General features: G+C 62.3%; 25 protein-coding genes. 11 read left to right on the top strand and 14 right to left on the bottom strand.

The window, feature by feature from the left end; genetic code table 11:
- Positions 1-142: 142 nt before the first annotated feature.
- Entirely contained in the window at positions 143-1633 is a 1491-nt protein-coding gene (locus NKH89_RS22790) for a gamma-glutamylcyclotransferase (RefSeq protein WP_352910013.1), read from the top strand.
- A 341-nt stretch (positions 1634-1974) separates the two neighbouring features.
- Here NKH89_RS22790 and NKH89_RS22785 read toward each other — a convergent pair whose 3' ends face one another.
- Positions 1975-2799 (bottom strand): L,D-transpeptidase, encoded by an 825-nt coding sequence (locus tag NKH89_RS22785; protein WP_352910011.1) that lies wholly within the window; start codon positions 2797-2799, stop codon positions 1975-1977.
- A 175-nt stretch (positions 2800-2974) separates the two neighbouring features.
- Positions 2975-3637, bottom strand: coding sequence for a haloacid dehalogenase type II (locus tag NKH89_RS22780; protein WP_352910009.1), 663 nt, complete (start codon positions 3635-3637; stop codon positions 2975-2977).
- A 151-nt stretch (positions 3638-3788) separates the two neighbouring features.
- On the opposite strand from NKH89_RS22780, the gene NKH89_RS22775 reads away from it, so the two are divergent.
- From NKH89_RS22775 to NKH89_RS22760, 4 genes are all read left to right on the top strand, one after another.
- Positions 3789-4667 carry a branched-chain amino acid aminotransferase gene (locus NKH89_RS22775; protein WP_023718414.1) on the top strand — a complete coding sequence of 293 codons (879 nt, stop codon included), beginning with the start codon at positions 3789-3791 and terminating at the stop codon, positions 4665-4667.
- Between the two features lie 108 nt (positions 4668-4775).
- Complete coding sequence (locus NKH89_RS22770) at positions 4776-5372, top strand: superoxide dismutase (RefSeq protein WP_023718413.1); 597 nt, start codon at positions 4776-4778, stop codon at positions 5370-5372.
- 174 nt (positions 5373-5546) lie between these two features.
- On the top strand, positions 5547-5990 hold the full coding sequence (locus NKH89_RS22765; RefSeq protein WP_023718412.1) for a c-type cytochrome: 444 nt from the start codon (positions 5547-5549) through the stop codon (positions 5988-5990).
- Between the two features lie 9 nt (positions 5991-5999).
- Entirely contained in the window at positions 6000-6950 is a 951-nt protein-coding gene (locus NKH89_RS22760) for a cytochrome c (protein ID WP_023718411.1), read from the top strand.
- 12 nt (positions 6951-6962) lie between these two features.
- Here NKH89_RS22760 and NKH89_RS22755 read toward each other — a convergent pair whose 3' ends face one another.
- From NKH89_RS22755 to NKH89_RS22745, 3 genes are all read right to left on the bottom strand, one after another.
- Entirely contained in the window at positions 6963-7346 is a 384-nt protein-coding gene (locus tag NKH89_RS22755) for an SET domain-containing protein (protein ID WP_023718410.1), read from the bottom strand.
- 142 nt (positions 7347-7488) lie between these two features.
- Positions 7489-8115: a LysE family translocator gene (locus tag NKH89_RS22750; protein ID WP_352483644.1), complete on the bottom strand. Its 627-nt coding sequence runs from the start codon at positions 8113-8115 to the stop codon at positions 7489-7491.
- Positions 8116-8194: 79 nt separating this feature from the next.
- Complete coding sequence (locus NKH89_RS22745; protein ID WP_352588760.1) at positions 8195-10306, bottom strand: S9 family peptidase; 2112 nt, start codon at positions 10304-10306, stop codon at positions 8195-8197.
- A gap of 115 nt (positions 10307-10421) precedes the next feature.
- On the opposite strand from NKH89_RS22745, the gene NKH89_RS22740 reads away from it, so the two are divergent.
- A complete protein-coding gene (locus tag NKH89_RS22740; protein ID WP_023718408.1) occupies positions 10422-10793 on the top strand; it encodes an SH3 domain-containing protein in 372 nt (123 codons plus the stop codon).
- A gap of 413 nt (positions 10794-11206) precedes the next feature.
- Positions 11207-11632, top strand: a complete 426-nt coding sequence (locus NKH89_RS22735; RefSeq protein WP_023677844.1) for a Ros/MucR family transcriptional regulator — start codon at positions 11207-11209, stop codon at positions 11630-11632.
- 113 nt (positions 11633-11745) lie between these two features.
- Here the strand turns inward: NKH89_RS22735 and NKH89_RS22730 are convergent, their stop codons facing one another.
- Complete coding sequence (locus tag NKH89_RS22730; RefSeq protein WP_023718407.1) at positions 11746-12174, bottom strand: SufE family protein; 429 nt, start codon at positions 12172-12174, stop codon at positions 11746-11748.
- A gap of 113 nt (positions 12175-12287) precedes the next feature.
- Entirely contained in the window at positions 12288-12656 is a 369-nt protein-coding gene (locus tag NKH89_RS22725; RefSeq protein WP_352494881.1) for a DUF5330 domain-containing protein, read from the bottom strand.
- Between the two features lie 518 nt (positions 12657-13174).
- Between NKH89_RS22725 and NKH89_RS22720 the strand changes: the two genes are divergently transcribed.
- The 3 genes from NKH89_RS22720 to NKH89_RS22710 all read left to right on the top strand — a co-directional run bounded on the left by NKH89_RS22720 (position 13175) and on the right by NKH89_RS22710 (position 16104).
- Positions 13175-14920 carry an ATP-binding protein gene (locus tag NKH89_RS22720; RefSeq protein WP_352588876.1) on the top strand — a complete coding sequence of 582 codons (1746 nt, stop codon included), beginning with the start codon at positions 13175-13177 and terminating at the stop codon, positions 14918-14920.
- On the top strand, positions 14895-15662 hold the full coding sequence (locus tag NKH89_RS22715; protein WP_023718404.1) for a peptidoglycan-binding domain-containing protein: 768 nt from the start codon (positions 14895-14897) through the stop codon (positions 15660-15662). The genes NKH89_RS22720 and NKH89_RS22715 overlap by 26 nt, the downstream gene beginning before the upstream one ends.
- A 94-nt stretch (positions 15663-15756) precedes the next feature.
- The gene (locus NKH89_RS22710) at positions 15757-16104 is read left to right on the top strand and encodes a DUF1491 family protein (protein WP_023718403.1); all 348 of its coding nucleotides are present in this window, start codon (positions 15757-15759) and stop codon (positions 16102-16104) included.
- Between the two features lie 4 nt (positions 16105-16108).
- Here the strand turns inward: NKH89_RS22710 and NKH89_RS22705 are convergent, their stop codons facing one another.
- Positions 16109-17119 carry a DUF2336 domain-containing protein gene (locus NKH89_RS22705; RefSeq protein WP_023718402.1) on the bottom strand — a complete coding sequence of 337 codons (1011 nt, stop codon included), beginning with the start codon at positions 17117-17119 and terminating at the stop codon, positions 16109-16111.
- A 187-nt stretch (positions 17120-17306) separates the two neighbouring features.
- Here NKH89_RS22705 and NKH89_RS22700 point away from each other — a divergent pair, with 187 nt between their 5' ends.
- Complete coding sequence (locus tag NKH89_RS22700) at positions 17307-17498, top strand: hypothetical protein (RefSeq protein WP_031193791.1); 192 nt, start codon at positions 17307-17309, stop codon at positions 17496-17498.
- Between the two features lie 14 nt (positions 17499-17512).
- Here the strand turns inward: NKH89_RS22700 and NKH89_RS22695 are convergent, their stop codons facing one another.
- From NKH89_RS22695 to groL, 6 genes are all read right to left on the bottom strand, one after another.
- Positions 17513-18061, bottom strand: coding sequence for a DUF1254 domain-containing protein (locus NKH89_RS22695; protein WP_023718401.1), 549 nt, complete (start codon positions 18059-18061; stop codon positions 17513-17515).
- Positions 18054-18638, bottom strand: a complete 585-nt coding sequence (locus NKH89_RS22690) for a DUF1214 domain-containing protein (RefSeq protein ID WP_023718400.1) — start codon at positions 18636-18638, stop codon at positions 18054-18056. The genes NKH89_RS22695 and NKH89_RS22690 overlap by 8 nt, the downstream gene beginning before the upstream one ends.
- Before the next feature lie 97 nt (positions 18639-18735).
- The gene (locus NKH89_RS22685; protein WP_023718399.1) at positions 18736-20895 is read right to left on the bottom strand and encodes a transglycosylase domain-containing protein; all 2160 of its coding nucleotides are present in this window, start codon (positions 20893-20895) and stop codon (positions 18736-18738) included.
- Between the two features lie 177 nt (positions 20896-21072).
- Positions 21073-21510: an NAD(P)H-binding protein gene (locus tag NKH89_RS22680; protein ID WP_023718398.1), complete on the bottom strand. Its 438-nt coding sequence runs from the start codon at positions 21508-21510 to the stop codon at positions 21073-21075.
- Between the two features lie 3 nt (positions 21511-21513).
- Positions 21514-21675, bottom strand: coding sequence for a hypothetical protein (locus NKH89_RS22675; RefSeq protein ID WP_023718397.1), 162 nt, complete (start codon positions 21673-21675; stop codon positions 21514-21516).
- Positions 21676-21757: 82 nt separating this feature from the next.
- The gene (gene groL, locus NKH89_RS22670; RefSeq protein WP_352481903.1) at positions 21758-23377 is read right to left on the bottom strand and encodes a chaperonin GroEL; all 1620 of its coding nucleotides are present in this window, start codon (positions 23375-23377) and stop codon (positions 21758-21760) included.
- Positions 23378-23416 lie beyond the last annotated feature (39 nt).

Below are 23416 nucleotides of genomic sequence, written 5' to 3'. Positions count from 1 at the left end.
TCGGAACAACGTCTCAGAATTAGCCCAAAGCGGACATCCCGCGTAGCCGTGCCGGATTTTGAAAGTTAGCGACATCGGGCTATTGTTGAGGCTTTCGCAATCCTTTGCAGCGCGGCGCGACGAGCCTTCGCGGGAGACGATCATGTTGAAAGTTACCGAAGAGGAGGTCGAGGAAGTCCGAGAATACTTTGAATGGCAGGCGCCCGACCTCGAAGTGACCTTTATGCAGAAGGTCTACTCGGAAGTCGTCCTGAATACCCGTCACGACGTGTGGGACATTCACACCAACAAGGATCGCTGGTGGGTCATAACCGGCGGCACAAACCTCTACTCTCAGGAGCAGTTCCCAAATATGGACCTTGCTCTGACCTTCCATATTGGCCTGATGCTTCGCATCCCGCGTACGGCAAAACAACAGGAAGACGATCTACGCATACTCCCGTTCGGTCCCGTATTCGAGAAGATGGAAGAAGCCGGCACCGCCGTGACACAGGCGCATAATCTCGCGGACTATCAGGCCGTAGGCGTCCGCTGCCGTGAGGCGCTTCTCGAACTGATCGGCGTCGCGCAGGACTCGGCAATATGGACAGATACACCGCCACAACGTGCGAACTTCCGCGCGTGGACGGAGATCATCTGCAACGATCTTCTGCCGGGCGACACCAACAAAGAGCGTCGCGGGGCCCTCAAGAGTGCGCTTGAGTCCGCATGGACGTTTTCAAACTGGCTGACGCATTCAAAGTCGGCCACCTGGATTGATGCCGAGATGGCGCACTCGTTGATCCAACACGCCATCGGCATGGCGACATCATTGATCATTCGCGAATTACGCGGGGTGCCTCGGGAATGCCCGAACTGCGGCTCGCCGCATCTCGAACCCGAACATGGCGAGAATACTGAGGCACCCGGTATACTCTGGGAACGACCGCGCTGCGCCGACTGCGGATGGGCCGGCAGGCCGGTTCCAATCCTCGACCTCCAGGATGGACAGCCCATCATCACACGCGAAGGCGAAGAAACCGAAGAGTGCAGCATAATGACGGTACCGCTACGCACGATCCTGAGGCCGGGAAATCCCACCATCGAGGCGCTGAAGAACACAGAGACCGGCCCCCCAGAGCACGTCGTCTATTTTGCCTACGGGTCCAACATGTCGACCGCCCGGCTGCGCGAACGCATGCCGAGCTGCAAGCCACTCGGCATCGCTACCTTGCCGGGTCATGCGCTCCGTTTTCATAAACGTAGCGTGGACAAGTCCGGGAAGTGCAACGCATTAGCCACTGGCAATGAGAATAGCGTGATCGGAGTCCTGTTCAGCTTCGATCCTGCCGAACGTGCCGAGCTAGATAAGGCCGAAGGCGTCGGAAGCGGCTACGAGCATGCGACGGTCACGGTCATTAACGCCAAAGGTCGCAGGCGAAAGGTCCTTACCTATCTCGCCACCCCCGACTACATCGACGACAGTCTCAAACCCTATAGCTGGTATAAGGACTTTGTCCTTGCAGGTGGCAGGGAACACGCCCTGTCGCCGGAGTATATTGCCGAATACATCCAGTCGGTTGAGGCGATCGAAGATCCCGACAAGACACGGGACAATAAGCAGCGGGCCACGCTCGGAAGTCTCGGTCGGTGAGACTGTGGTGTCGGTGCGAGTTCCCGGTCCAGACTGCGGACCCGATGTCCGCTTATAGCGCAACGCGTCCAACGCGACGCCGCATTCAGATGTCTGCTTTTGGGCAACCGCAATCAACGTCGTTGCTGCCGGCATCGCGGCGCAAAGCGGTCATCCGACCTGGCCTGCGGAAGACGTATTTGGGTCATGAGCTGTCCACCGGCGGCGTCTGCACAGAGCGCGGCAAAATCCGCTGCTCGGCGTAAACATCGGACCTGAAGGCGGGCACCGGCACGGGCAAGCCAACGCGCAGCAAAATCAGCAGGAGCGAGGAAGATCCCGCCCGCGCGCTTTCGACCAATTCAGAAGATCGAATTTGTGATCGATTTTATCGGGCCGAGCAGGATCGATCCTTCCGGCACGCCGGCGTCGATCGGGATGGCTTTGCGGTTTGCTGTCGCCACCATCGGCTGACCGATGTCGGCCGTCACCACGACCGGGGTCTTGTTCGGCACACGGTCGTAGAGATCGATAATGTCCTGGTTCATCAGGCGAACACAGCCCGACGACACCGATTTGCCGATCGACCGCCATTCCGGCGAACCGTGCAAGCGGTAGAGCGTGTCCTGGTTGCCCTGGAAGAGATAGAGCGCCCGCGCGCCAAGCGGGTTCTTGAGCCCGCCGGGCATGCCGCCATTATCGGCGCTGTACGGCTTCAACTCCGGCTGCCGGGAGATCATTTCGTCCGGCGGCGTCCATTTCGGCCATTTCTGCTTCCATTGGACCACGGCATCGCCCGACCATTCGAAACCGGCGCGGCCGAGGCCGACGCCGTAGCGGATCGCCTGGCCGCCCGGGCGCACCAGGTAGAGGAAGTGATTGGTGGTGTCGACGACGATGGTGCCCGGCTGCTGCCCGGTCGGATCGTCAACGATCTGGCGCAGGAACTGCGGGTCGATCTTGTCGACCGGTATCGCCGGCAGCTCGAAGCCGCCATCCGACATCGGCCCATACATCGTCACATAGTCGCCGAGCGCCGGCTCGACATAGGTCGGCGGCGGTGGCTCGACCGGTTGTTGCGACAGCGTGGTGCAACTGGAGACCGCGACCGAGGCGGCGCCAAGGGCTGCGGCGTTGAGGAAACCGCGACGGCTAAGGCGCAGAGAGGACGATGGGGGTGTGAACATGATTGCCTTTTTTTAAGTCTCAAATCGCAACAAAGCATGAATGCGCCCGGTTGTGCGCGGTTGCCCGAGCAATGCCCGGCGCGATAGGCGGTTCCAATTCTGGCCGCAGGGTGGACAAACAAAGGCAAAGCTGTGACCGGATCGCCACTGTTGCGCCGACGCAACATTTCCGGTGTCAAACCGCGGCAACCAGACCTTCAAGGGACGGCAGGATCAGGGCCGGTGGGAAATCCCGGTATTCCTCTGGGTGATTGGCGCGGTTGATCCACACCGTCCGGAAGCCGAATTTGGTGGCGCCGGCAACGTCCCAGCGGTTGGAGGACTGGAAAGAGACAGCGCCTGGATAGAGGCGCCAGCCCGTGGTGACTATGTCGTAGACCGACGGGTCGGTCTTGAAGCGCCTGACGCTGTCGACGGAAAAGACGTCGTCCAGGACCTGGTCGAGCGCGGCGGACTTGACGGCCGCCCCCAGCATTTCAGGCGAACCGTTGGACAGGATCGCCAGCCTTGCCCCCGATGCCTTGAGCGCCTTGAGCACGGCCGGCACCTCCGGATAGCAGTCCAGCCGCCAATAGGCCTCGAGCAACTTCGCCTTCAGCCCGGCATCGGCGGACGGAACCTTGCGCAGGGCGAAATCGAGTGCCTGCTCGGTGAGCTGCCAGAAATCGGCATAGGCCCCCATCAGCGTCCGCACCCAGGAATATTCCAGCTGCTTTGCGCGCCAGATCTCGGACAGCAACTGGCCGTCCGGCCCGATCTGGTCGGCGTGACGGCGCACGGCCGCGTGCACGTCGAACAGCGTGCCATAGGCGTCGAAAACGTAAGCTGCATGGTGCATGCGACAGTTTTGAGGCTGCGCAAGGCAAGGCGCAAGCGCTGATTGCAGTCCGCCAGCCCGCTGGCCTCAACAAATCTCAGCCAAACCGGTTGACGGCGGCCGCCAAAGCATCTTCCAATGCGCCGCAACAAGCATCGAACGGAACCTGGCAATGACACTGGCGACTGCGGCGCAATCCGCGACATGGACCTTCGTCGACGGCGACTGGTATGAGGGCAACGTCGCCATCCTCGGGCCGCGCAGCCATGCCATGTGGCTCGGCACCAGCGTGTTCGACGGCGCCCGTTGGTTCGAGGGCGTCGCTCCCGACCTCGATCGCCATGCAGCAAGGGTGAACGCCTCGGCGATCGCGCTCGGCCTGAAACCGACGATGAGCACCGACAAGATCGTCGGCCTGACCTGGGACGGGCTGAAGAAGTTCGACGGCAACACAGCGGTCTACATCAGGCCGATGTATTGGGCCGAGCATGGCGGCTATATGGGCGTGCCGGCCGACCCGGCCTCGACGCGTTTCTGCCTTTGCCTCTATGAATCGCCGATGATCTCGCCAGCGGGTTTTTCGGTGACGGTGTCGCCGTTCCGCCGCCCGACAATCGAAACCATGCCGACTAACGCCAAGGCCGGCTGCCTTTATCCCAACAACGGCAGGGCCATCCTCGAAGCCAAGATGCGCGGCTTCGACAATGCGCTCGTGCTCGACATGCTGGGCAATGTCGCCGAGACCGGGACCTCGAATATTTTCCTGGTCAAGGACGGCCATGTCCTGACGCCGGCGCCGAACGGCACCTTCCTGTCCGGCATCACTCGCGCGCGCACCATGGCCCTGCTTGGCGAGTACGGTTTCACGACGACGGAAAAGACGCTGTCGATCCGCGATTTCCTGGAGGCGGACGAAATCTTCTCGACCGGAAACCACTCGAAAGTCGTGCCGGTCACCCGTATCGAGGATCGCAATCTGCAGCCCGGGCCGGTGGCCAAGAAGGCGCGCGAACTCTATTGGGAATGGGCGCATTCGACTTCGCCCGGCTGACCCGCTAAAAAGCGGCCCGGCGCTTCGTTTCCGGAGTTGTTCCAGACCAATCCAGTCCTATGTTAGTCCGGTATCGACACCGGATTTTTCCACGAGGGAGTACGACCGATGGCTTTTGAATTGCCCGCCTTGCCCTATGATTACGAGGCTTTGCAGCCTTATATGTCCAAGGAAACGCTGGAATATCATCACGACAAGCACCACAAGGCCTACGTCGACAACGGCAACAAGCTGGCCGCCGAGGCGGGCCTGGGCGATTTGTCGGTCGAAGAGGCCGTCAAACAGTCCTTCGGCAAGAATGCGGGGCTCTTCAACAATGCCGCCCAGCACTACAATCATATCCATTTCTGGAAATGGATGAAGAAGGGCGGCGGCGGCAACAAGCTGCCGGGCGCCTTGCAAAAAGCGGTCGACAGCGATCTTGGCGGCTACGACAAGTTCAAGGCCGACTTCATCGCCGCCGGCACCACCCAGTTCGGTTCGGGCTGGGCCTGGGTCTCGGTCAAGGACGGCAAGCTGGCGATCTCGAAGACGCCGAATGGCGAGAACCCGCTCGTCCATGGCGCGACGCCGATCCTTGGCGTCGATGTCTGGGAACATTCCTACTACATCGATTATCGCAACGCCCGGCCGAAATATCTCGAAGCCTTCGTCGACAGTCTCATCAACTGGGACTATGTGCTCGAACTCTACGAAAAGGCCTGATCCGTTCCAGAAAGCCCCGGCAGAACCGGGGCTTTTCTTTTTCAGCATCAGAACGACAGTTGCAAAAATTTCACGCAAGCGTGAGGCGAAGCGTCGGAATTTTTAAGCCATCCTTGCCGTTTGTCATCGGGGTGGGACCGCACCCTGAATTGCCTTCAACATGGAGCCAAGTGAATGAGAAAGCTTATCCTCGCCATCTCGATGCTCGCCTTCGCCGGTTCGGCGGCATTTGCCGACCCGGTCGCTGACCGGCAGGCCCTGATGAAGGAACGTGGCAAGATCGCCGCCGGCTTGTCGAAAGTGGTCAAGGGCGAGACGCCCTACGACGCAGCTTCGGTGCTGACGGCGTTGCAGGCACTGCAGGCCAATGCCGAGAAATTCCATGCCGGCGTCGACGCGCTGTTCCCGGCGGGCAGCGACATCGGCGACACCACGGCGTCTCCCAAGATCTGGCAGGACATGGCCGGCTTCAAGACGGCTGAAGGCAAGTACCTCGCCGACGTCAAGGCGGCGGTCGCCGCGGCACCTGCGGATGCCGACGCGTTGAAGGCACAGTTCAACACCATCGGCGGCGGCTGCGGCAACTGTCATCAAAGCTACAGGGTGAAAAAAGGCTGATAGCGGGCAATGCCCTTGCTGAAGAAACTCGTCGGCGCCGCCCTCGTTCTGGGCGGCGTCGCCGCGATTGCCGGCTGGTTCCTGTCGGCTCCGGTCAGGCTCGGTGCCGCCACGCTGGCGCAGCTTGGCCCCGGTGACGCTGACAGGGGCAAGCGCATCTTCTACGCTGGCGGCTGCACATCCTGTCATGCCAAGCCTGGCTCGCAAGGCGACGCTCGCCTTCAGCTGGTCGGCGGCCTCGAGCTCAAGACGCCATTCGGCACCTTCGTGCCGCCGAATATCTCGCAGGATACCAAGGACGGCATCGGCGCCTGGTCGGTCGAAGACTTTGCCAACGCCATGCTGAAGGGCGTGTCGCCGTCGGGCGAGCATCTTTATCCAGCATTTCCCTATATTTCATACGCGCGCATGAAGCCGGCCGACATTGCCGATCTCTATGCGTTCCTGAAGACCTTGCCCGCGGTCGCCGGCAAGGCACCCGCCAATTCGCTGGGGTTTCCCTTCAACGTCCGACGCGGCCTTGGTCTGTGGAAATTGCTCTATCTGAGCGACAAGCCGGTCGTTTCCTTTCCCGAAGGCACGCCACAGCCGGTGCAGGCCGGCCGCTATTTGGTCGAAGGCCCCGGCCATTGCGGCGAATGCCACACGCCGCGGGACCTTACCGGCGGTACCAGGAAGAGCCAGTGGCTGGCAGGCGCCGCGGCCGCGGAAGGCAGCGGCATCGTGCCCAACATCACGTCGGGCGAGGGCGGCATCGCCGACTGGTCGGAAGCCGACATCGCCAACTATCTCGAAACCGGCTTCACGCCGGACTTCGATACGGTCGGCGGCGCGATGGTCGACGTGCAACGGAACATGGCCGTGCTGACCCGGGAGGACCGCGCGGCGATCGCCGCCTATCTGAAAGCCGTGCCGCCGCATCCCAACGGCTATCCGGCGCGCAAGAAGCCGGCGAGCTGACGGGCCGTTGGGTCAGCGGTCGCCGAGGAAGTCGAAGCCGGTTTCGAAGAAGTGATTGTAGTCGCAGGTCATTTCCTCGCCGGGCGCAATGTCGCGCAAGGCATAGGTCTCCTCCGGCTGCGAGACGTCGCAATTCGGGCTGTCGGCATGGTTCATGTAGCGCGCATCGTCGGCTTCGAAGACGATGTAATTCGGGTCGCGCCGGTCCGGATAGGCGTAGCGGTCGAGATAGGTTTTGACCGGCCCGGTTTCCCGCTCGTAGGTCTCCACCTCGATGCGCCGGTCGTATTTCGGGTCGAGCTTCCAGACCAGCGTGCCGCGGGCAATGTGGTTTTTGGCAAAGACGCCGATGCCCTGGATGGGCGATTTGTCGAGATAGACATCGACGAGCAACATGGCAGATCCCTGGGTGATTGTGTGTTGGCGCGGCTGTGAAAAGCCGCGCACTGGGTAGCGCGCGGCCTTTGCAATTGCGAGCGGAAAATCAGCTGTGCCTGCCCATTATCCGAAGCCTCATACGGCGTCGCCTGTCGAGGTCCTAGCGCTGTTGCAGCGCCGGCCGGATGCCCAAGGCGCAATAGATGCCGCCGACAGCCTTGCCTTGCCATCTCAGCACCGTCGGGTTTCGGCGCAGGAATGCACCGAGGCCGCCCGCACCCACGGCGAAAACCAGCGTGCTGATGAGGCCCAACAGAACAAAGATCACGCCCAATGTCGCCAGTTGAAGCATCACCGATCCGTTTTCAGGCCGCACGAACTGCGGAAGAAATGCAAGGAAGAAAAGCGCGGTCTTGGGGTTGAGAACCTCGGTCAAAACAGCCTGCCGAAATGCTTTGGTAGCGGGGATCGCAAGTGCGCCGGCGGCCGGATAGGCAGGCGTTTTCTCGATGATCGCGCGAATGCCGAGATAAATGAGGTAGGCTGCGCCGATGTACTTCACGATGCTGAAAAGCGCCGCCGACGTGGCAATGATCGCCGAAATGCCGACGATCGCCATGAAGGTGTGAACCACGTCGCCGGCCGCGATCCCCGCGCCGGTCGCGATGCCAACCCTGGTTCCGGAACTGGTGGCCCGCGCCACGGTCAGAAGGGTGGCCGGACCGGGGATGAAGACAAAGCCAAGCACAACCGCGACATACGCAATCAATGTGGCGAGATCGATCATTGGTGGGCGTCTCCGCAACTCTTACCGCGAATGAAAGCCACGTCTCGGAACGGAAGGCAATGACCGCTCTCCCCCGACTTCACGCGGCTGGTTCGGCCTTGCCTGTTACCTTGAGCGCGAAGGCATAGGTGAACGCGATTTCCTCCAGCCTGGAAAACCGGCCGGAGGCGCCGGCGTGGCCTGAATCCATGTTGATCTTGAACAGAACCGGATTCCCCCCTGTCTTGCGGTCGCGCAACCGCGCCACCCATTTGGCCGGCTCCCAATAGGTGACGCGCGGGTCGGTCAGGCCGGCCAGCCCCAGGATCGGTGGATAGTCGAGTGCGGCGACATTGTCGTAGGGCGAGTAGGCGGCGATGGTCCGGTAATCCTCCGCCGAAGCGATCGGGTTGCCCCATTCCGGCCATTCCGGCGGCGTCAGCGGCAAGCTTGCGTCGAGCATGGTGGTGAGCACGTCGACGAAGGGAACCTCGGCGACGATGCCGCCGAAGCATTGCGGCGCCATGTTGGCGACCGCGCCCATCAGCATGCCGCCGGCCGAGCCGCCTTGCGCGACGATGCGGTCATGCTGCGTATAGCGTTCGGCGACGAGGTGGTGGGCGGCAGCGACAAAATCGGTGAACGTATTCATCTTGTTCGCCCGCTTGCCGTCGTCGTACCAGCCATAGCCCTTGTCCTTGCCGCCGCGGACATGGGCAATCGCGTAGACAAAGCCGCGGTCGACCAGCGAAAACAAATTGGTGTTGAACGCGGCGGGTACGGCTATGCCGTAAGATCCGTAGCCGTAAAGCAGGCAAGGCGCCGATCCGTCGAGCGGCGTGTCGCGGTGGTGGAGGAGCGAGATCGGCACCAGTTCGCCGTCGGCGGCAGGCGCCATCAGCCGGCGCGTGACATAGTGCTCCGGGTCATGGCCGGACGGCACTTCCTGGGTCTTGAGCAGCACGCGCTCGCGGGTGCGCATGTTGTAATCGAAGACCTGCGCCGGCGTCGTCATCGACGAATAGGAAAAGCGCATGATTTCGGTGTCGTATTCGTAGGAGCCGGACAGGCCGAGCGAGAAGGCTTCCTCGTCGAAGGAGATCAGGTGCTCTTCGCCGCTCTTGCGATCGCGCACGACGATGCGTGGCAGGCCTTCCTTGCGCTCCAGCCGGACCATGTGGTCCTTGAAGCCGATTACCGAAAGGATCAGCCGGCCCGCTTCGTGCGGCACCAGTTCCTGCCAGTTGGCGCGCACCGGATCATGGGCCGGCGCCGTCATGATCTTGAAGTCCTTGGCGCCGTCGGCATTTGTGAGGATGAAGAAGATGTCGCCGCCTTCCTCAAGGTCGTACTGCAAGCCGGTCTGGCGTGCCGCAACCAGCTTCGGCTCTGCGGACGGTTCGTTGGCGTTCATGATGCGATATTCCGAGGTCTCATGGTCGTTGATGCCGATCATGATCCACTCGTTGGAGCGTGTGCCGCCGACATCCATGAAGAAGCCCGGATCGGTTTCCTCGTAGATCAGCCGGTCGTTTTCAGGACTATCGCCAAGCGCATGGAACAGCACTTTGGAAGGACGGTGGTTGGGGTCGAGGCGGGTGTAGAAAAAACCGTCATTGCCGGCATCCCACACACCGCCGCCGCCGGTGTCGGGGACCCTGTCCGTCAGATCGTTGCCGCCGGCGAAATCGCGGACGCGCAGCGTGTAGAATTCGGAACCCTTGTCGTCGAAGGCCCAGAGCAGCTTGCGGTGGTCGTCCGAATGATCGACGCCGCCCAGGCGGAAATAGGGCTTGCCCTCGGCCTCGGCATCGCCGTCGAGCAAGATCTGCTTGTCGCCGCCGTCGCGCGCCGTGCGGAAATAACGCGGCTGCTGGCCGCCAAGCTTGAAGGAGGAGCCGTAGGCGTAAGGCCCGTCCTTCATCGGCACGGAAGAATCGTCTTCCTTGATGCGTCCCTTCATTTCCGCGAAAAGCTGTTTCTGCAGTTGGACCGTATCGGCCATCAGCGCCGCCTGGTAAGCATTCTCGGCTTCGAGGTGGGCGCGGATCTGGCCGTCGAGCAGCGACGGGTCCCTGAACATCTCTTGCCAATTCACGGCCCTCAGCCAGGCATAGTCGTCCGTCCGCGTCATGCCGTGATGCGTGTCGAAGATCGGCCGCTTCTCCGGCTGCGGCGGGGTGGCGGTCGGAAACACTGGAGTTCTGGTCATTGCGTCTCGCTGTGGAAGTTACTTGAATGGCGAATGAACACGCCGATCAGCGCGGGTTCAAGGGCTACGATCTATTGTCGTGGTGGCTCAAGAGGACGGGCTGGAGGAGAGGACAATGAATATTTTTTCTCGGACTGCCGCGGCCCTCGCCGTCGCTGCGATGACCCTGGCCAATGCCGGTCAATCTCATGCAACTGCCTTTGCGGCTTGGCAAGTGGCCAATGTGCCGTTCGGCGACACGCTCAATGTGCGCAAATATCCTTCAGGAACTTCGCAGAAGCAGGCCGCCTATCCCAACGGGACGGTTCTGCAGATGACCGGCAAATGCACCGGTGGGATAAACCTGCTCGACATGACCAGCCAAACCTACTGGCAGCAGAAACAGAAGATCCGCCATCGCTGGTGCGAAGTCTGGCACGATCCGGCACAGAGCGGCCAGTTCGTCACCGGCTGGGTCTACGGAAAATACATCACCCCGTTTCAGTGACGCAGCACGCCGCTCCGGCCGACGGCTCACGAGCAACAGTAACGCTTCGCAACCTATGATTTTACTGAATCCGCCGATCGGCCAGGCTGTAATGCTGCGGGCAGGATCAAGCATTGAGCTCTATTTACCTGCTGCCGTCTGTGTAATGGCTGCTTGCCGCGGCGTCAGTCGATGCTGGTCTGACCAGAAAAAACGGCAAAGTTACACTCTGCACGAAAGAGTGAAGCTGAATATGAAAGATTTGACTTGTATCGCTGAATAGAGCGCAAGAAGCGAATTGACTTACTTGACGCTCAGGCCCATTAAGATGGCGCGACGCGAATCGCGGAGGCTTTTTCCTGCACAAGTTCGCGCGATGCCCAACTATCGAAACGGGCGCAAACAGAAACAATTCTCGTTGGGGCCTGAACGCCATGGATATTACCGAAACACCTTCCAGAAACAGTGACGCGCTGATCGAGCTCACCGCCGATGTGGTGGCCGCCTATGTCAGCAACAATCCCGTGCCGGTCGGCGAATTGCCGAACCTCATCGCCGATGTCCATGCCGCTCTCGGGCGCGTCGGCGGGGCCGCCGAGCAGCCGCCTGCCGACAAGCAGAAGCCGGCGGTAAATCCGAAGCGTTCGGTGCATGACGACTACATCATCTGTCTCGAAGACGGCAAGAAGTTCAAGTCGCTCAAGCGTCACTTGATGACCCACTATGATCTGACGCCCGACCAGTATCGCGAAAAGTGGAACCTGGACCCGAGCTATCCGATGGTTGCGCCCAATTATGCGGCCGCCCGTTCGCAGCTCGCCAAGAAGATGGGTCTCGGTCGCAAGCGCAAGGGACGCTGACAAGCGGCTCTTCCGGTTTGACACTCAAGCGGCGCCTTCGGGCGCCGTTTTGTATTGGGGGGAGACCAAGCTCGGGCCGCCAGTTCTTCATACTGCTGGTAATTGCCGTCCGGTCAGGCGGTCTGCTTCAGCGCTGCCTCGGCGTCACGCTTGATACGCTTGACCATCGAGCGAAGACCATTGGCGCGCTGCGGCGACAGGTGCTCGTCAAGTCCGAGTGCCTTTAGCGTTGCCTCTGCGTCGGTCCTCTGGATTTCGCTGGCGGGCCGTCCCGAAAACAGCGCCAGCATGATGGCAACCAGGCCGCGCACGATATGGGCGTCGGAATCGCCCTTGAAGGTAATAACGGGATTGGCACCCTCGCCTTGCTCGGTGGTCAGCCAGACCTGGCTGACGCAGCCGGGCACCTTGTTGGCTTGTATGCGTTGCTCGTCGGGAAATGGCGGCAGCGCTTCACCCAGTTCAATCACATACCGATAGCGGTCTTCCCACTCGTCGAGCAGGGAAAAGTCGTCGCGGATGGTCTGGATCGTCGTGGTCATTTCCCCGGATATAGTCATCCGGCGCGGCCGCGTCACGGAAAAAGAGGAGAAACGCCGCAGGCGCCGAGAGCGGGGCGCCCTGCGGTTTAGCGATGGATTCGGCCGAAACAGTCTCAGTTCTTTGCCGGCAAGTGCACTTTCGCCGGCAAATCGACTTTCGCCGGCAAGACGATTTCCTCGGGCACGCTGCCGGTGGTCGTCACCGTATCGGGTTCAGCGGCCTTGTCGTCCAGCATGGCGGCCGCGATCTTGGCGGTCTCCTTTGCCCGGGCGGTGATGGTGTGCATTGCCGATTTGCCGGTCTCGCAGACGTCCGGCTTGCGCTCGCAGATGCCGGCGATGTCGCCGACGGCTTCGCGCGCGGCAAACAGCGCCTGGAGCGGCCCGACGCTTCCGCGGCCCGCATCATCGGAGCCGACACCCAGCGGCAGCGCCAGAAGCACCAGCGAAAACCAGAAAGCAGCTCTTATCAGAAAGCCCATCTGTCTGTCCTTTATGACGGTCATGCATCCGAACCGCACAACCCTTGTACCGCGATATTGGCACAGACGCGCAAAGGACGGCTTGTCCCGAAAGCAACAGTTTTCCTCAAATTTTAGGCAGATTCGAAACGAAGTGTTTTGAAATTCATTTGCCTCGAAAGGCACAGATTTTATTCAGCAAAGGGTAACCATCCAACCTGTTGTTTTTCCTGCTCGTTTTTTGACCCGGCGACAGTTTGATGCCCTCGGCCCAAGTCCAGGCGCGGGCGGTCCGGATAACGCTCCGTTTACTATGGCGGCAATTGCCCCGGTTTTTCGCCGCCGGTATCCCGATATTTGCAGCCGGCCGGGGGACGATCGGCCCAGCCTTATCCATTCCTTAAATGCTGGATGCGAGTTTCGGATCGACAAAAGCCACCTGCAAAGCAGGGCCGTTCACGACCGGGTGCGTTGAGTTGAGTGCGATCAAGGCCAGATACGCCGAGTTGCCGGGCGCGATAGCCGCCGGTTGCGAACGGATGGTTCATCCGTCCGTCCTCGGCCAGGACGACCGACGCCGCCACAGCCGGTTCATTGGCGTCATGCTGGCGGCTCCTTTCTTCAGCGCAGGTGCGGCGGTGACGCTGGTCACGTCGGGCATGGGCGCGGCCGTGACTGTGGCTGCGATCTTTGCCGCGTTCGGCCTTTGCTGGTTCGCCGCCCTGCTGGTGGCTGCATCGGGTAAGATCACTCTGGCCGGCCAACTAGCCTTGGTCGTGAGCAGTGTTGCCCTGGGTTCCCTTGTCGCTGCCGCCGGCGGTGTGGCCTCGCCGGTTGCCGTGCTTGCGGTGGCGCTGCCGTTTGAAGCCTGGTGGATCGGCCAGTCGCGCCGTGCCGTGATCTGGGGCGCCATATCGGCCCTTGTCGCAGTCTTGCTGCAGCCTTTCGCCGGTTCCGTCTTGCCGCTCGGCCAGACCGAAATCGCCGCATGGCACTGGCTGGTACCACTGGCCTGGGCGCTCACGCTCTTTCCGCGTGTCGCTCCACTTCGTGGCGCCGCCAACGCACAGCTCGATCCTGCCGGCAGCGACCGGCTCGAAGACCTGATCGACGCTGTCGTGCTGCGAATAGCGGCGCATGGCGAGGTTCTGGACGCCTCGACCAAGGCGCGCACCATGCTGAGGCTGCCGCCGGAGTTGCTTTTCGGCGCCGGGCTTTTCGATCGCATCCATCTGTCCGACCGCGTCCCGTATCTCAGCGCGCTGGCCGATATGCGCGATGGCGCTCTGTCGCGCCGGCTCGACCTTCGCGTCCGGCTGCCGCAGAACAGCGGCGTGACGGCCGACAATTACCGGCCGTTCTCGCTCGAGATGATGCGCGCGCCGGGGCAGGAGACTGTCTTCACGCTCGTTCTGCGCGAGAATGATGAACTGGCCGGACTGCGCCAGGAGCTTGCCGCCGCCAATGAAGCGGCTGCCTCGGCCGAGGTGGCGAAAGGACGCTTCCTTGCCGTCGTCAGCCACGAGCTGCGCACCCCGCTCAATGCCATCATCGGTTTTTCGGACATGCTGCTGCACGAGATGTTCGGCACCTTCAAGGATCCGCGCCAGAAGGAATATGTCGGCTTGGTACGGGATTCGGGCCAGCACCTGCTTGCCGTCGTCACCTCGATACTCGACGTATCGCGGATCGAATCGGGCGCCTATGCGACCGAACCGGAACCGTTCCGCTTCCGCGAAGCGGTCGAGATGTGCCAGTCGATGATGCGCCTGCAAGCCGAGGCAAAAGCCATTGATCTGCAGGCCCAGATCGCGCCGGACGCAGGTGAAATAAATGCCGACCGTCGCGCCGTGCAGCAGATCCTGATCAATCTCGTCTCCAACGCGATCAAGTTCACGCCCGAAGGCGGCAACGTCGTCATCGGCGCCAAGCGGATCGGCTCGCGGCTGCATTTCTGGGTCCGGGACACCGGCATTGGCATCGCCGAGGAAGATTTTGCCAATCTCGGCAAGCCGTTCATGCAGATACAGAACGACTATACCCGCCGGTTCGAAGGCACCGGGCTCGGGCTTTCGCTGGTGAAGGGGCTGGTGGCGCTGCACGACGGCACCATGTCGATCGAAAGCATGCCGGGCGAGGGCACCACGGTAACGATCAGCCTTCCCGTGAACGGCCCGACGGGCCACTCGGCGGAGAAGACCGGCGTGGTGCCGATGTCCGCGGCCAAAGCCAGAGCGGACGGTGGCAAAGGGGAGAGCAATGGGTCGCTCCGCAAAACAGCCTAAGGCGGTCAAACGCCGCGGCAATGCCTTCGAGCACGGAGCGATGGCTCTGGGCAGCCTGATCTCGCGCAATCCAGTTGTGGTCGGCGGCTCCACCGCATTCCTGGTGACGCTGTTCTACGTCTCGGCGAACGCTCTTTGGTACCAGCCCTTTCCGCACGCCGGCGCGTTTTTCGTCACCAGGAGCATCGAGCGCTTTCCCCGGGCGGACAGCGACGAGCCCGAAACCACCATCAACATCGTGCGTCCGGCGGCTGCGCCGATCAAGAGCGACCCGGTCGTCGAGCAGGTCCAGGGCATATTGAAGGATCTCGATTTCTATTCCGGCACCGTCGACGGCATTCCCGGACCGAATACGCGCAAGGCCATCCAGGCCTATCAGCAGAAGGTCGGATTGAATGCCTCCGGCGAGATCGACAGCATTCTGCTGGATCAACTGGGTGCCACGCCGACGACCGCGGCCGTGGTGCCGCATCCCGTGCCGCGGCCGGTCGAAACGGCCGCTGTTCCAGCCGCCATTCCAGCGTCCGCACCGGCAAATGCGGCGGCACCTGATCCCCGCATCGTCAAGATCCAGGCCGGACTGAAAGCTTTCGGCAATGACGACATGCAATTGGACGGCGTCGTCGGCGCACGCACCAAGGCCGCGATCAAGGAATTCCAGGCGCTTTTCGGCCTGCCCGAGACCGGCGAGCCCGACGAGATCGTCTACGTCAAGATGCGCGAGATCGGCCTGACCAACTGAGGGTCGTGACGGCCGCACGCCGGTCGCTCGGCAAAGACCGGTTACAGTCTTCCGGCCAATGCTGTAAGGACCGCCGCATGGCCAGGAATTCTCCATGCGGGTAACCACCGACCTGTGGGTATCGGCGCTGTTGCGTCGGGTTTTCAGCGCCGGCGGCTTTGCCGCCGTGGTCAAGCGCGGCGCGACGGAAGCCGGCGCGGTTTTCGTGCTGGCGCGGGGCAGGCTGGGGGAGATGGCGCTGTTCGGGCCGGCGCCGCAGACGAGCTACGATTCGGCCAGGCCGGACGACCGTTTCTTCAGCCTTCTCGGCGAGGGCGACGATGCCGCCATCTTCGACGCGCGGCTGGAGCGCGAGAAGAAATTCGATCCCGATATCTGGGTGGTCGAGGTCGAGGCGGGCGCCATTCCCGTTGAGGAGCTTATCTCGGTCAAGTTGCCGTAACTTTTCAGACGCGACGCGCCTTTGGGACAGCGGCAACATCGGCGCTGTTCGGCTTGCGCAGGTCGGCGTTTGCGGCGACGCGCCCGGGCTTGCGAACGATTTTCGACACGGTGTCGGCCTTCCAGCCGCGGAGCCTGTCCAACGCCGCGTCGCGGTGCAGCAGGCGGTAGCGGTCGAGGAAGATGCGGATCGCCTGCGGGTGCGGAAACTCGGTCGGATAGATGGTGGCCGTGATCAGGAACGCCTTGTCTTCGCTGAGGTCGAGCGCGCGCAAGGCGGCCAGCAGCGGTGTGTAATTTTGGCTCGTGGTGAGCGTCCGCGCCGTTGAAAAATCGACTTCGAGCGCATCGGCGAGCGCTGTCTGGAAGAATGCCGCATTGCCGGTCAGCGCGGTCTCGCGCAGCTTGACATAGGTTTGCGGCTCGACGAACGGACCGATAGCGGTGCCGCTCTCGGCGCGCATCATGGATCGCAACCGGCGGCGTACTGTTTCGGCGGCATCGGAAGCCTCTTGCCTGTTGGCATCGCTCGCAACCACTTCGGCGTTTTCGGACGCGGCTTTGGCGGTTGTTTCCGGCTGCTGTTGCGACCGCACCAGCGTCGGCCTTTCGAGCACTTTGATGAGATCCGCGATCGTTTGATTGAGATCCTTGCGGCGGGCAATGGCACGGGCATGCGGCAGCCCGTGGCGCCCGATCAGCGCGATGAGGTCGACGTCGCTGAGGGCACGCGAGCGGATGAGCAGCGGAGCGGCGATATCGACCCGCTCCTGGCAAAGCCGCCGCACCAGCGCGGCGGGTGCATATTCGCATTCGGAAAGGGCTGCCGCGACGTAGCGGCGCGATTCGACCGAGACATTGTCGAAAAGCGGCAGCGTCAGGTCTTCGAGCTGCGCGATCTCGCGGCGTGAAGGTCGGGTGAGCGAACAGAACGCCGACACCGCGGCGCGGAACAGCCTCTCGGCCTTTCCCGATTCAGCTCCTGCTGCGATTTGCCTGAAATCCGAAGCTGACACGAAGGATACGCCCGACACTCGACACGATCTGGACTGCGCTCTGCCGGGCTGTACCGGTTTCGCGTTTCCCAAGAACAAAGATCAATTTAGCGGCGATCCGTTAGCGCTCCGTTAACCTACTGCCTCCTTAATCGACTATGGAGGCGTTGCGTTGTGCTCCGGGGCAACCGAGAGGAATACGCGAACCATGGGCATGGTACTGTCTTTCGTGCCGCGAACGGCGGCAACCAATCGAGCACAACAAACCGCGGGAACGCCGGCGGCGGTGATCATCTTTCCCGGGGTCCGCTACGAGCAGCGGCCGCTGACCGGCGAGACGCGGCCGGTCGGCCCCGATAAGCCGGGACCTTCGGGGACATTGCCGGTACCGCATCACTGAGCATCGGAAGTGGGTTAAAAATCCTGCAGTTCGCAGGAACTCTGTTCGAGAAACCGCGAGACGATCGGCTTCCAGCTGTCGTCGGGCACGAACGAGCGGATGACGAACATGCCTTCCGCTATCGGCGCTTCGACGAAGATCGCCCCTTGCAGTTCCGCGGGAAGATTCTTGCGGACCTCGATCATCTGCGCCGGCGTCAGCACCACGGTGTCGAGCACGCCTGCGGTCGCGCTGCGGTCGTTGAACGAGTAGATGTTGTGGCCGCCGCGGTCATAGACCGATATCGACCAGAACGGCACCTTTCCCGGCGCCTTGACCCGCACCATCCCCTCGGCAAGGTCGAAGCGGCAAGCCGCCGCATAAAACAGCGGATCGACCGATTTCACCACCGGCGCGCCGCCGGCTTCCGCGTCGAGCCTGGTCATCTTGTAGAGATCCGAAGCCATGGCCAATCGCGACCAGGCGTCGCGTTCGGAAAACTCGGGGACGAGCAGCAGCACGATGATGTGCACGATGCCGCCGCCAAGCAGGCCGAGCAGCACGGCATGCAGCAGGCTACGCATTGCAGCCGACCTTCTGGATCTGCGGCAGCGTGACGTCCGAGAGGCCGGTGCTGCTGGCGATCGGCGTGTCATAGAACGTGAGCACGAAGTACATCCCGCCGGCGCCGCTGGTCAGCAGCCAGTTGTCGGGCGCCGGGCGGCTGCCGACGGAAATGATCACCGAATTGTCGGCCTCGCGCAGCACTTGATAGGACTGCAGCGCAGCCAGCCTCGGCTTGCCGGTCTCGATCACGCCAAGCGACCGATCTGCGGCATAGAGGGTCCAGAACCGGGCGGTGGGAAAGCCGCCCGCAATCTTGTAGGCACATTGCCGCTTGAGTTGCTCGCCGCCGGAATCGCGCTCGGCGATGAAGGACAGTCCTTCCGCCTGTCCGAGCGCCAGCACGCCTTCGCGCGCCACGCGGGCCTTCGAATAAGGATCCGCCGTCGGCGTGCCGATATCGGGGAAGGCGGTCCATTGGCCGATCCTGATGGCGCCGACGCCGTCCTGCAGCTTCAGTGCATACCAGACGCTGCCGCCACCGCCGACGACGGCGATGGCAAGCGAAAGCAGTGTCAGGAAGGCATTCTTGAGCATGAGGAGCCGGGGAACCGAAGGCCGGGGACTGAAAGACTGTCGCTCGGGATATCGCGGTGCGGGGGCTTGTGGCAAGCGGCCCTGTGGAATTGACCGCTCAGAGCGCCGAGAGGGTCTCCGGTGCAGCGGGCGCGTCGAGCACGGGTGCCGCCTGGAACAGCTTGGTGAGTTCCTTCAGGGTCTGGGTGGTCCGGCTGGACAGCACCGGCGGACGCTCGGCGGCGGCATCGGCTGCTGCCTGTTCGGCGCTCTTCTTTTCCGCTTCCTCGGCCTTGGCAGCGATTTCGGCATCGACGAAGGGGTGATCGAGGCCAGGGATCGGTCTGAGGTCGATATTCTGGTGCGCATAGAGCATCAGGCGCTGCCACACCATGGCCGGCAGGGTGCCGCCGGTCATCTTGTTGGTCGCGGTGAAGTCGTCATTGCCAAGCCAGACGGCGGCCGTGTAGTTGCCGGTAAAGCCGACAAACCAGGCATCGCGGTAGGACTGGGTCGTGCCGGTCTTGCCGGCGACGACGATGTTTGGAAGGGCCGCGCGCCGGGCCGTACCGATCACCGGAACGGCGGCCAGCATGGTGTTCATGTATTTGAGCGCCTGCTCCGACAGCACCCGGTGCGGCGGCGGCGCATCCTTGGCGAAGTCGTAGACCACCTCGCCGGTGCGGGTGAAGAGTTGGCTGACGCCGTGCCGGGTTCCGGCAAAGCCGTTCTGGGCGAACACGCTGTAGCCCGTCGCCTGGTCCATCACGGTCATGCCCGACGTGCCGAGCACCATGGTCTTGTGTGATTCCAGCGGCGACTCGACGCCCATCGCCTCGGCCATCGCCTTGATCGGCTTGATGCCGAGATAATCCTTGGCCAGCCGCACCGGCACGGTGTTGATCGATTTGGCCATCGCCGTGATCAGCGTCACCTTGCCGGCCGACCCGCCATTGTAATTGTGGGGCGACCAACTGCCCCAGGAGATGGGTCCGCCGGAAACCACCGAATCCGGCGTGAAGCCATGCTCCATCGCCGTCGCATAGACATAGGGCTTGAACGAGGAGCCGGTCTGGCGAAGTGCCTTGGTGGCGCGGTTGAACTGGCTGGCGCCGTAGTCGCGGCCGCCGACGATCGCCCGGACCGCGCCGTTGGTCTCGATGACGACGATGGCGCCCTCGGTGACGTTGTATTCCTTGCCGAACTGGCGGAGGTGGAACTCCATCGATTCTTCGGCCGCCTTCTGGATGTTGGCGTCGAAGGTGGTGTGGGCGACAAGCGAGTGCGGGCCGCCTTTGGCGGCGATCTTCTTGACCTCTTCGAAGGCCCAATCGAGATAGTAGTCGGGGCTTTTCTGCTCGCCGCGATCAACGATTTCGGCCGGGTGTAATCTTGCCTGCAGCACCTGGCCTTCGGTCATGAAGCCGGAATCGACCAGGTTGGACAGCACGACATTGGCGCGCGCCCGGGCGGCGGGCAGGTTTATGTGCGGCGCATATTTGGTCGGTGCCTTGAACAGGCCGGCCAGCATCGCCGCCTCGGCAAGGTTCAGGTCCTTGACGCTCTTGCCGAAATAGAAATCTGCCGCCGCCTCGATGCCGAAGGTGCCGCCGCCCATATAGGCGCGGTCGAGGTAAAGCTGCAGGATTTCCTTCTTCGACAGATTGGCTTCGAGCCATAGCGACAGGAAGGCTTCCTTGATCTTGCGCTCGAATGTCCGCTCATTGGTCAGGAACAGGTTCTTGGCCAGCTGCTGGGTGATGCTCGAGCCGCCCTGGACGACAGAATTCGCCCGTACGTTCTCGAATATCGCCCGCGACAGGCCGAGCACGTCGATGCCGTAATGGTCGAAGAAGCGCCGGTCCTCGGTGGCCAGCACCGCCTTGATGACATGGTCGGGCATCTCGTCGACCGGCACCGAATCGCGCTGGATAATGCCGCGCTGGCCGATCTCGTTGCCGTAGCGGTCGAGGAAGGTGACGGCGAAGTCGCCCTGCGTGCGCCAGTCGCCGGCGGTTATCTGAAAGGCCGGCAAGGCCAGCGCCAAAAGCACAACGATGCCGCCCGCACCGAGCGTAAATCCTTCACTCAACAGTTCAATCATGCCGCGGCGCCAGCCGCCGACGCGGAAACGCCGCGAGAAGATGGTCGCCGCTTCCCAGAACTGACGCGCCCTGAAGCCGATTTCGTAGACCGAGGAATCGATCCACGCATCCACCGCCAGCAGCCTTGCGGCGATCGGACCTCTTCTCTTGCGTGGTTCCAAAGGACTAGCCATTCCAGGATCCGGCTGCGGCGATGCCGCCAACTGAGAAACCGCATGCCGGCAATTTCACGGCGGCGCACCTTGCAAGACTATTCGTCCATTTTGGTGCTGCCGACAAGGGCGATGAAGGTAAGGACGATGAAGATATAGCGGGCGGTTCGTCGAGGGGAAGACGGCTCCTGCGAGGCGTCAGCGCAGGATGTTGGCTACCCTGCGCGAGTAGGTGGTGCCGTCGAGTTGGGCGAGCATGAAGGCCGCCACGTCGGCACGCGCCAGCGTCGGCAGCAGCGACGCCGACCGGATGCCGTTGCCGTGGCGGAATTCGCCCGTTGCCGCTCCATTGCTCAACCTGGGCGGCTCCACGATGGTCCAGTCGAGCCTGGATTGAACGATCAGGCTTTCCTTCACCTCGTGGTCCGCCACCTCATGGCGCAGAACCAACGGTACGATGACGCCGCCAAGTAGCGGCCCCAGTTGCCGCCGCTCGGAGATAAGCTTGACCGCACCATGCAGGCACTGACGGCGCTTGTGCGTTCGGGCAAGAATCGCATTCAGCTGGCGCTGATCAGCGACGAGACGCGATAAGGGTCTGGTGCCGCGCTTGCGCGGGGTGCCGAGGATTGGCAATCGTCACATGGGACGCTTGTCCGCGATCTTTTTCGGGTCGCGGCCTATCGTGCCGGCGTCGGCTTTCCTGTGCTTGTCGGCAAGCCTGCGAATGCGATCGAAGCGGCTTTCCTCTGCCACTTTGGTCTTCGTGGCTGCATTTGGCTTCGGGACGAATGCGATCATGGATCGATCTCCTTGCCGATGGCGCGCGCCGGGGAATATCCCCCGGCGGCTGTCTTTCAGGCTTGTTTCCGGCAGCGGCTGGTCAATAGCCCATGCCGCCGGGCGAAGCAGCGGCTTCCTTGGCTGAAACGTCTGTGATCATGGCCTCAGCAGTGATCAGTAGCGCCGCAATCGAGCCCGCGTCCTGCAGCGCCGTCCGCACCACCTTCGCGGGGTCGACGATGCCGGCCTTGATCATGTCGACATAGACCTCGTTCTGGGCATCGAAGCCCTGATTGTGGTCCTTGCTGTCGGCGAGTTTGCCGACGACAATCGAACCTTCGACGCCGGAATTCTCGGCGATCTGCCGGATCGGCGCTTCGAGCGCTCTCGACACGATCGAAATGCCCGCCGTTACATCGGCATTGGCTCCGGTCAGCCCGTTCAGCACAGCCTTGGCGCGCAGCAACGCGACGCCGCCGCCGGGAACGATGCCTTCCTCGACGGCCGCGCGGGTGGCGTTCAGCGCATCGTCGATGCGGTCCTTCTTTTCCTTGACCTCGGATTCGGTGGCGCCGCCGACGCGGATGACGGCAACGCCGCCCGCCAGCTTGGCGAGACGTTCCTGCAGCTTCTCCTTGTCGTAGTCGGAAGTGGTTTCCTCGATCTGCCCCTTGATCTGCTGGACGCGCGCCTGGATGGTGGCCTTCTCGCCGGCGCCGTCGATGATCGTGGTGGTGTCCTTCTCGATCAGCACGCGCTTGGCGCGGCCGAGCATCTCTATGGTGATGTTCTCCAGCTTGATGCCGAGATCCTCGGAAATCATCTGTCCGGCGGTGAGCACGGCGATGTCTTCCAGCATCGCCTTGCGGCGGTCACCGAAGCCAGGCGCCTTGACGGCCGCGACCTTGAGGCCGCCGCGCAGCTTGTTGACGACCAGCGTCGCCAGCGCTTCGCCCTCGACGTCCTCGGAGATGATCAACAGCGGCCTGCCGCTTTGCACCACGGCTTCGAGGATGGGCAGCAGCGCCTGCAGATTGCCGAGCTTCTTTTCGTGGATGAGCACGTAAGGCTCCTCCAGCTCGGCGCGCATCTTCTCGGCATTGGTGACGAAATAGGGCGAGAGATAGCCGCGATCGAACTGCATGCCTTCGACGACGTCGAGTTCGGTTTCGGCGGTCTTGGCCTCCTCAACGGTGATGACGCCGTCATTGCCGACCTTGTCCATCGCCTTGGCGATCATGGCACCGACGCTGGTGTCGCCATTGGCGGCAATGGTGCCGACCTGCGCGATCTCGCCTGAGGACTTGACCTTCTTGGCTCGAGCCTGGATTTCCTTGACGACGGCGGTGACGGCAAGGTCGATGCCGCGCTTGAGGTCCATCGGGTTCATGCCGGCGGCAACGAATTTGGCGCCCTCGCGCAGGATGGAAGCGGCAAGCACCGTGGCGGTGGTGGTGCCGTCGCCGGCGAGGTCGTTGGTCTTCGAGGCCACTTCGCGCACCATCTGTGCGCCCATGTTCTCGAACTTGTCGGAAAGTTCGATTTCCTTGGCCACCGTCACCCCGTCCTTGGTGATGCGCGGCGCGCCATAGGCCTTGTCGATGATGACGTTGCGGCCCTTAGGGCCGAGCGTCACCTTGACGGCGTTGTTGAGGATTTCGACACCGCGCAGCATGCGGTCACGCGCGTCGGTGGAAAATTTGATTTCCTTGGCAGACATGATTTTTTCCAGTTCGGTTGGTTGTGGCAAGACGCTTGC

It is taken from the genome of Mesorhizobium sp. M0923, assembly GCF_040319365.1.
Lineage (GTDB): Bacteria > Pseudomonadota > Alphaproteobacteria > Rhizobiales > Rhizobiaceae > Mesorhizobium.
The sequence above is the reverse complement of the archived record's forward strand: the minus strand, read 5'-3'. Positions and strand labels throughout refer to the sequence as shown.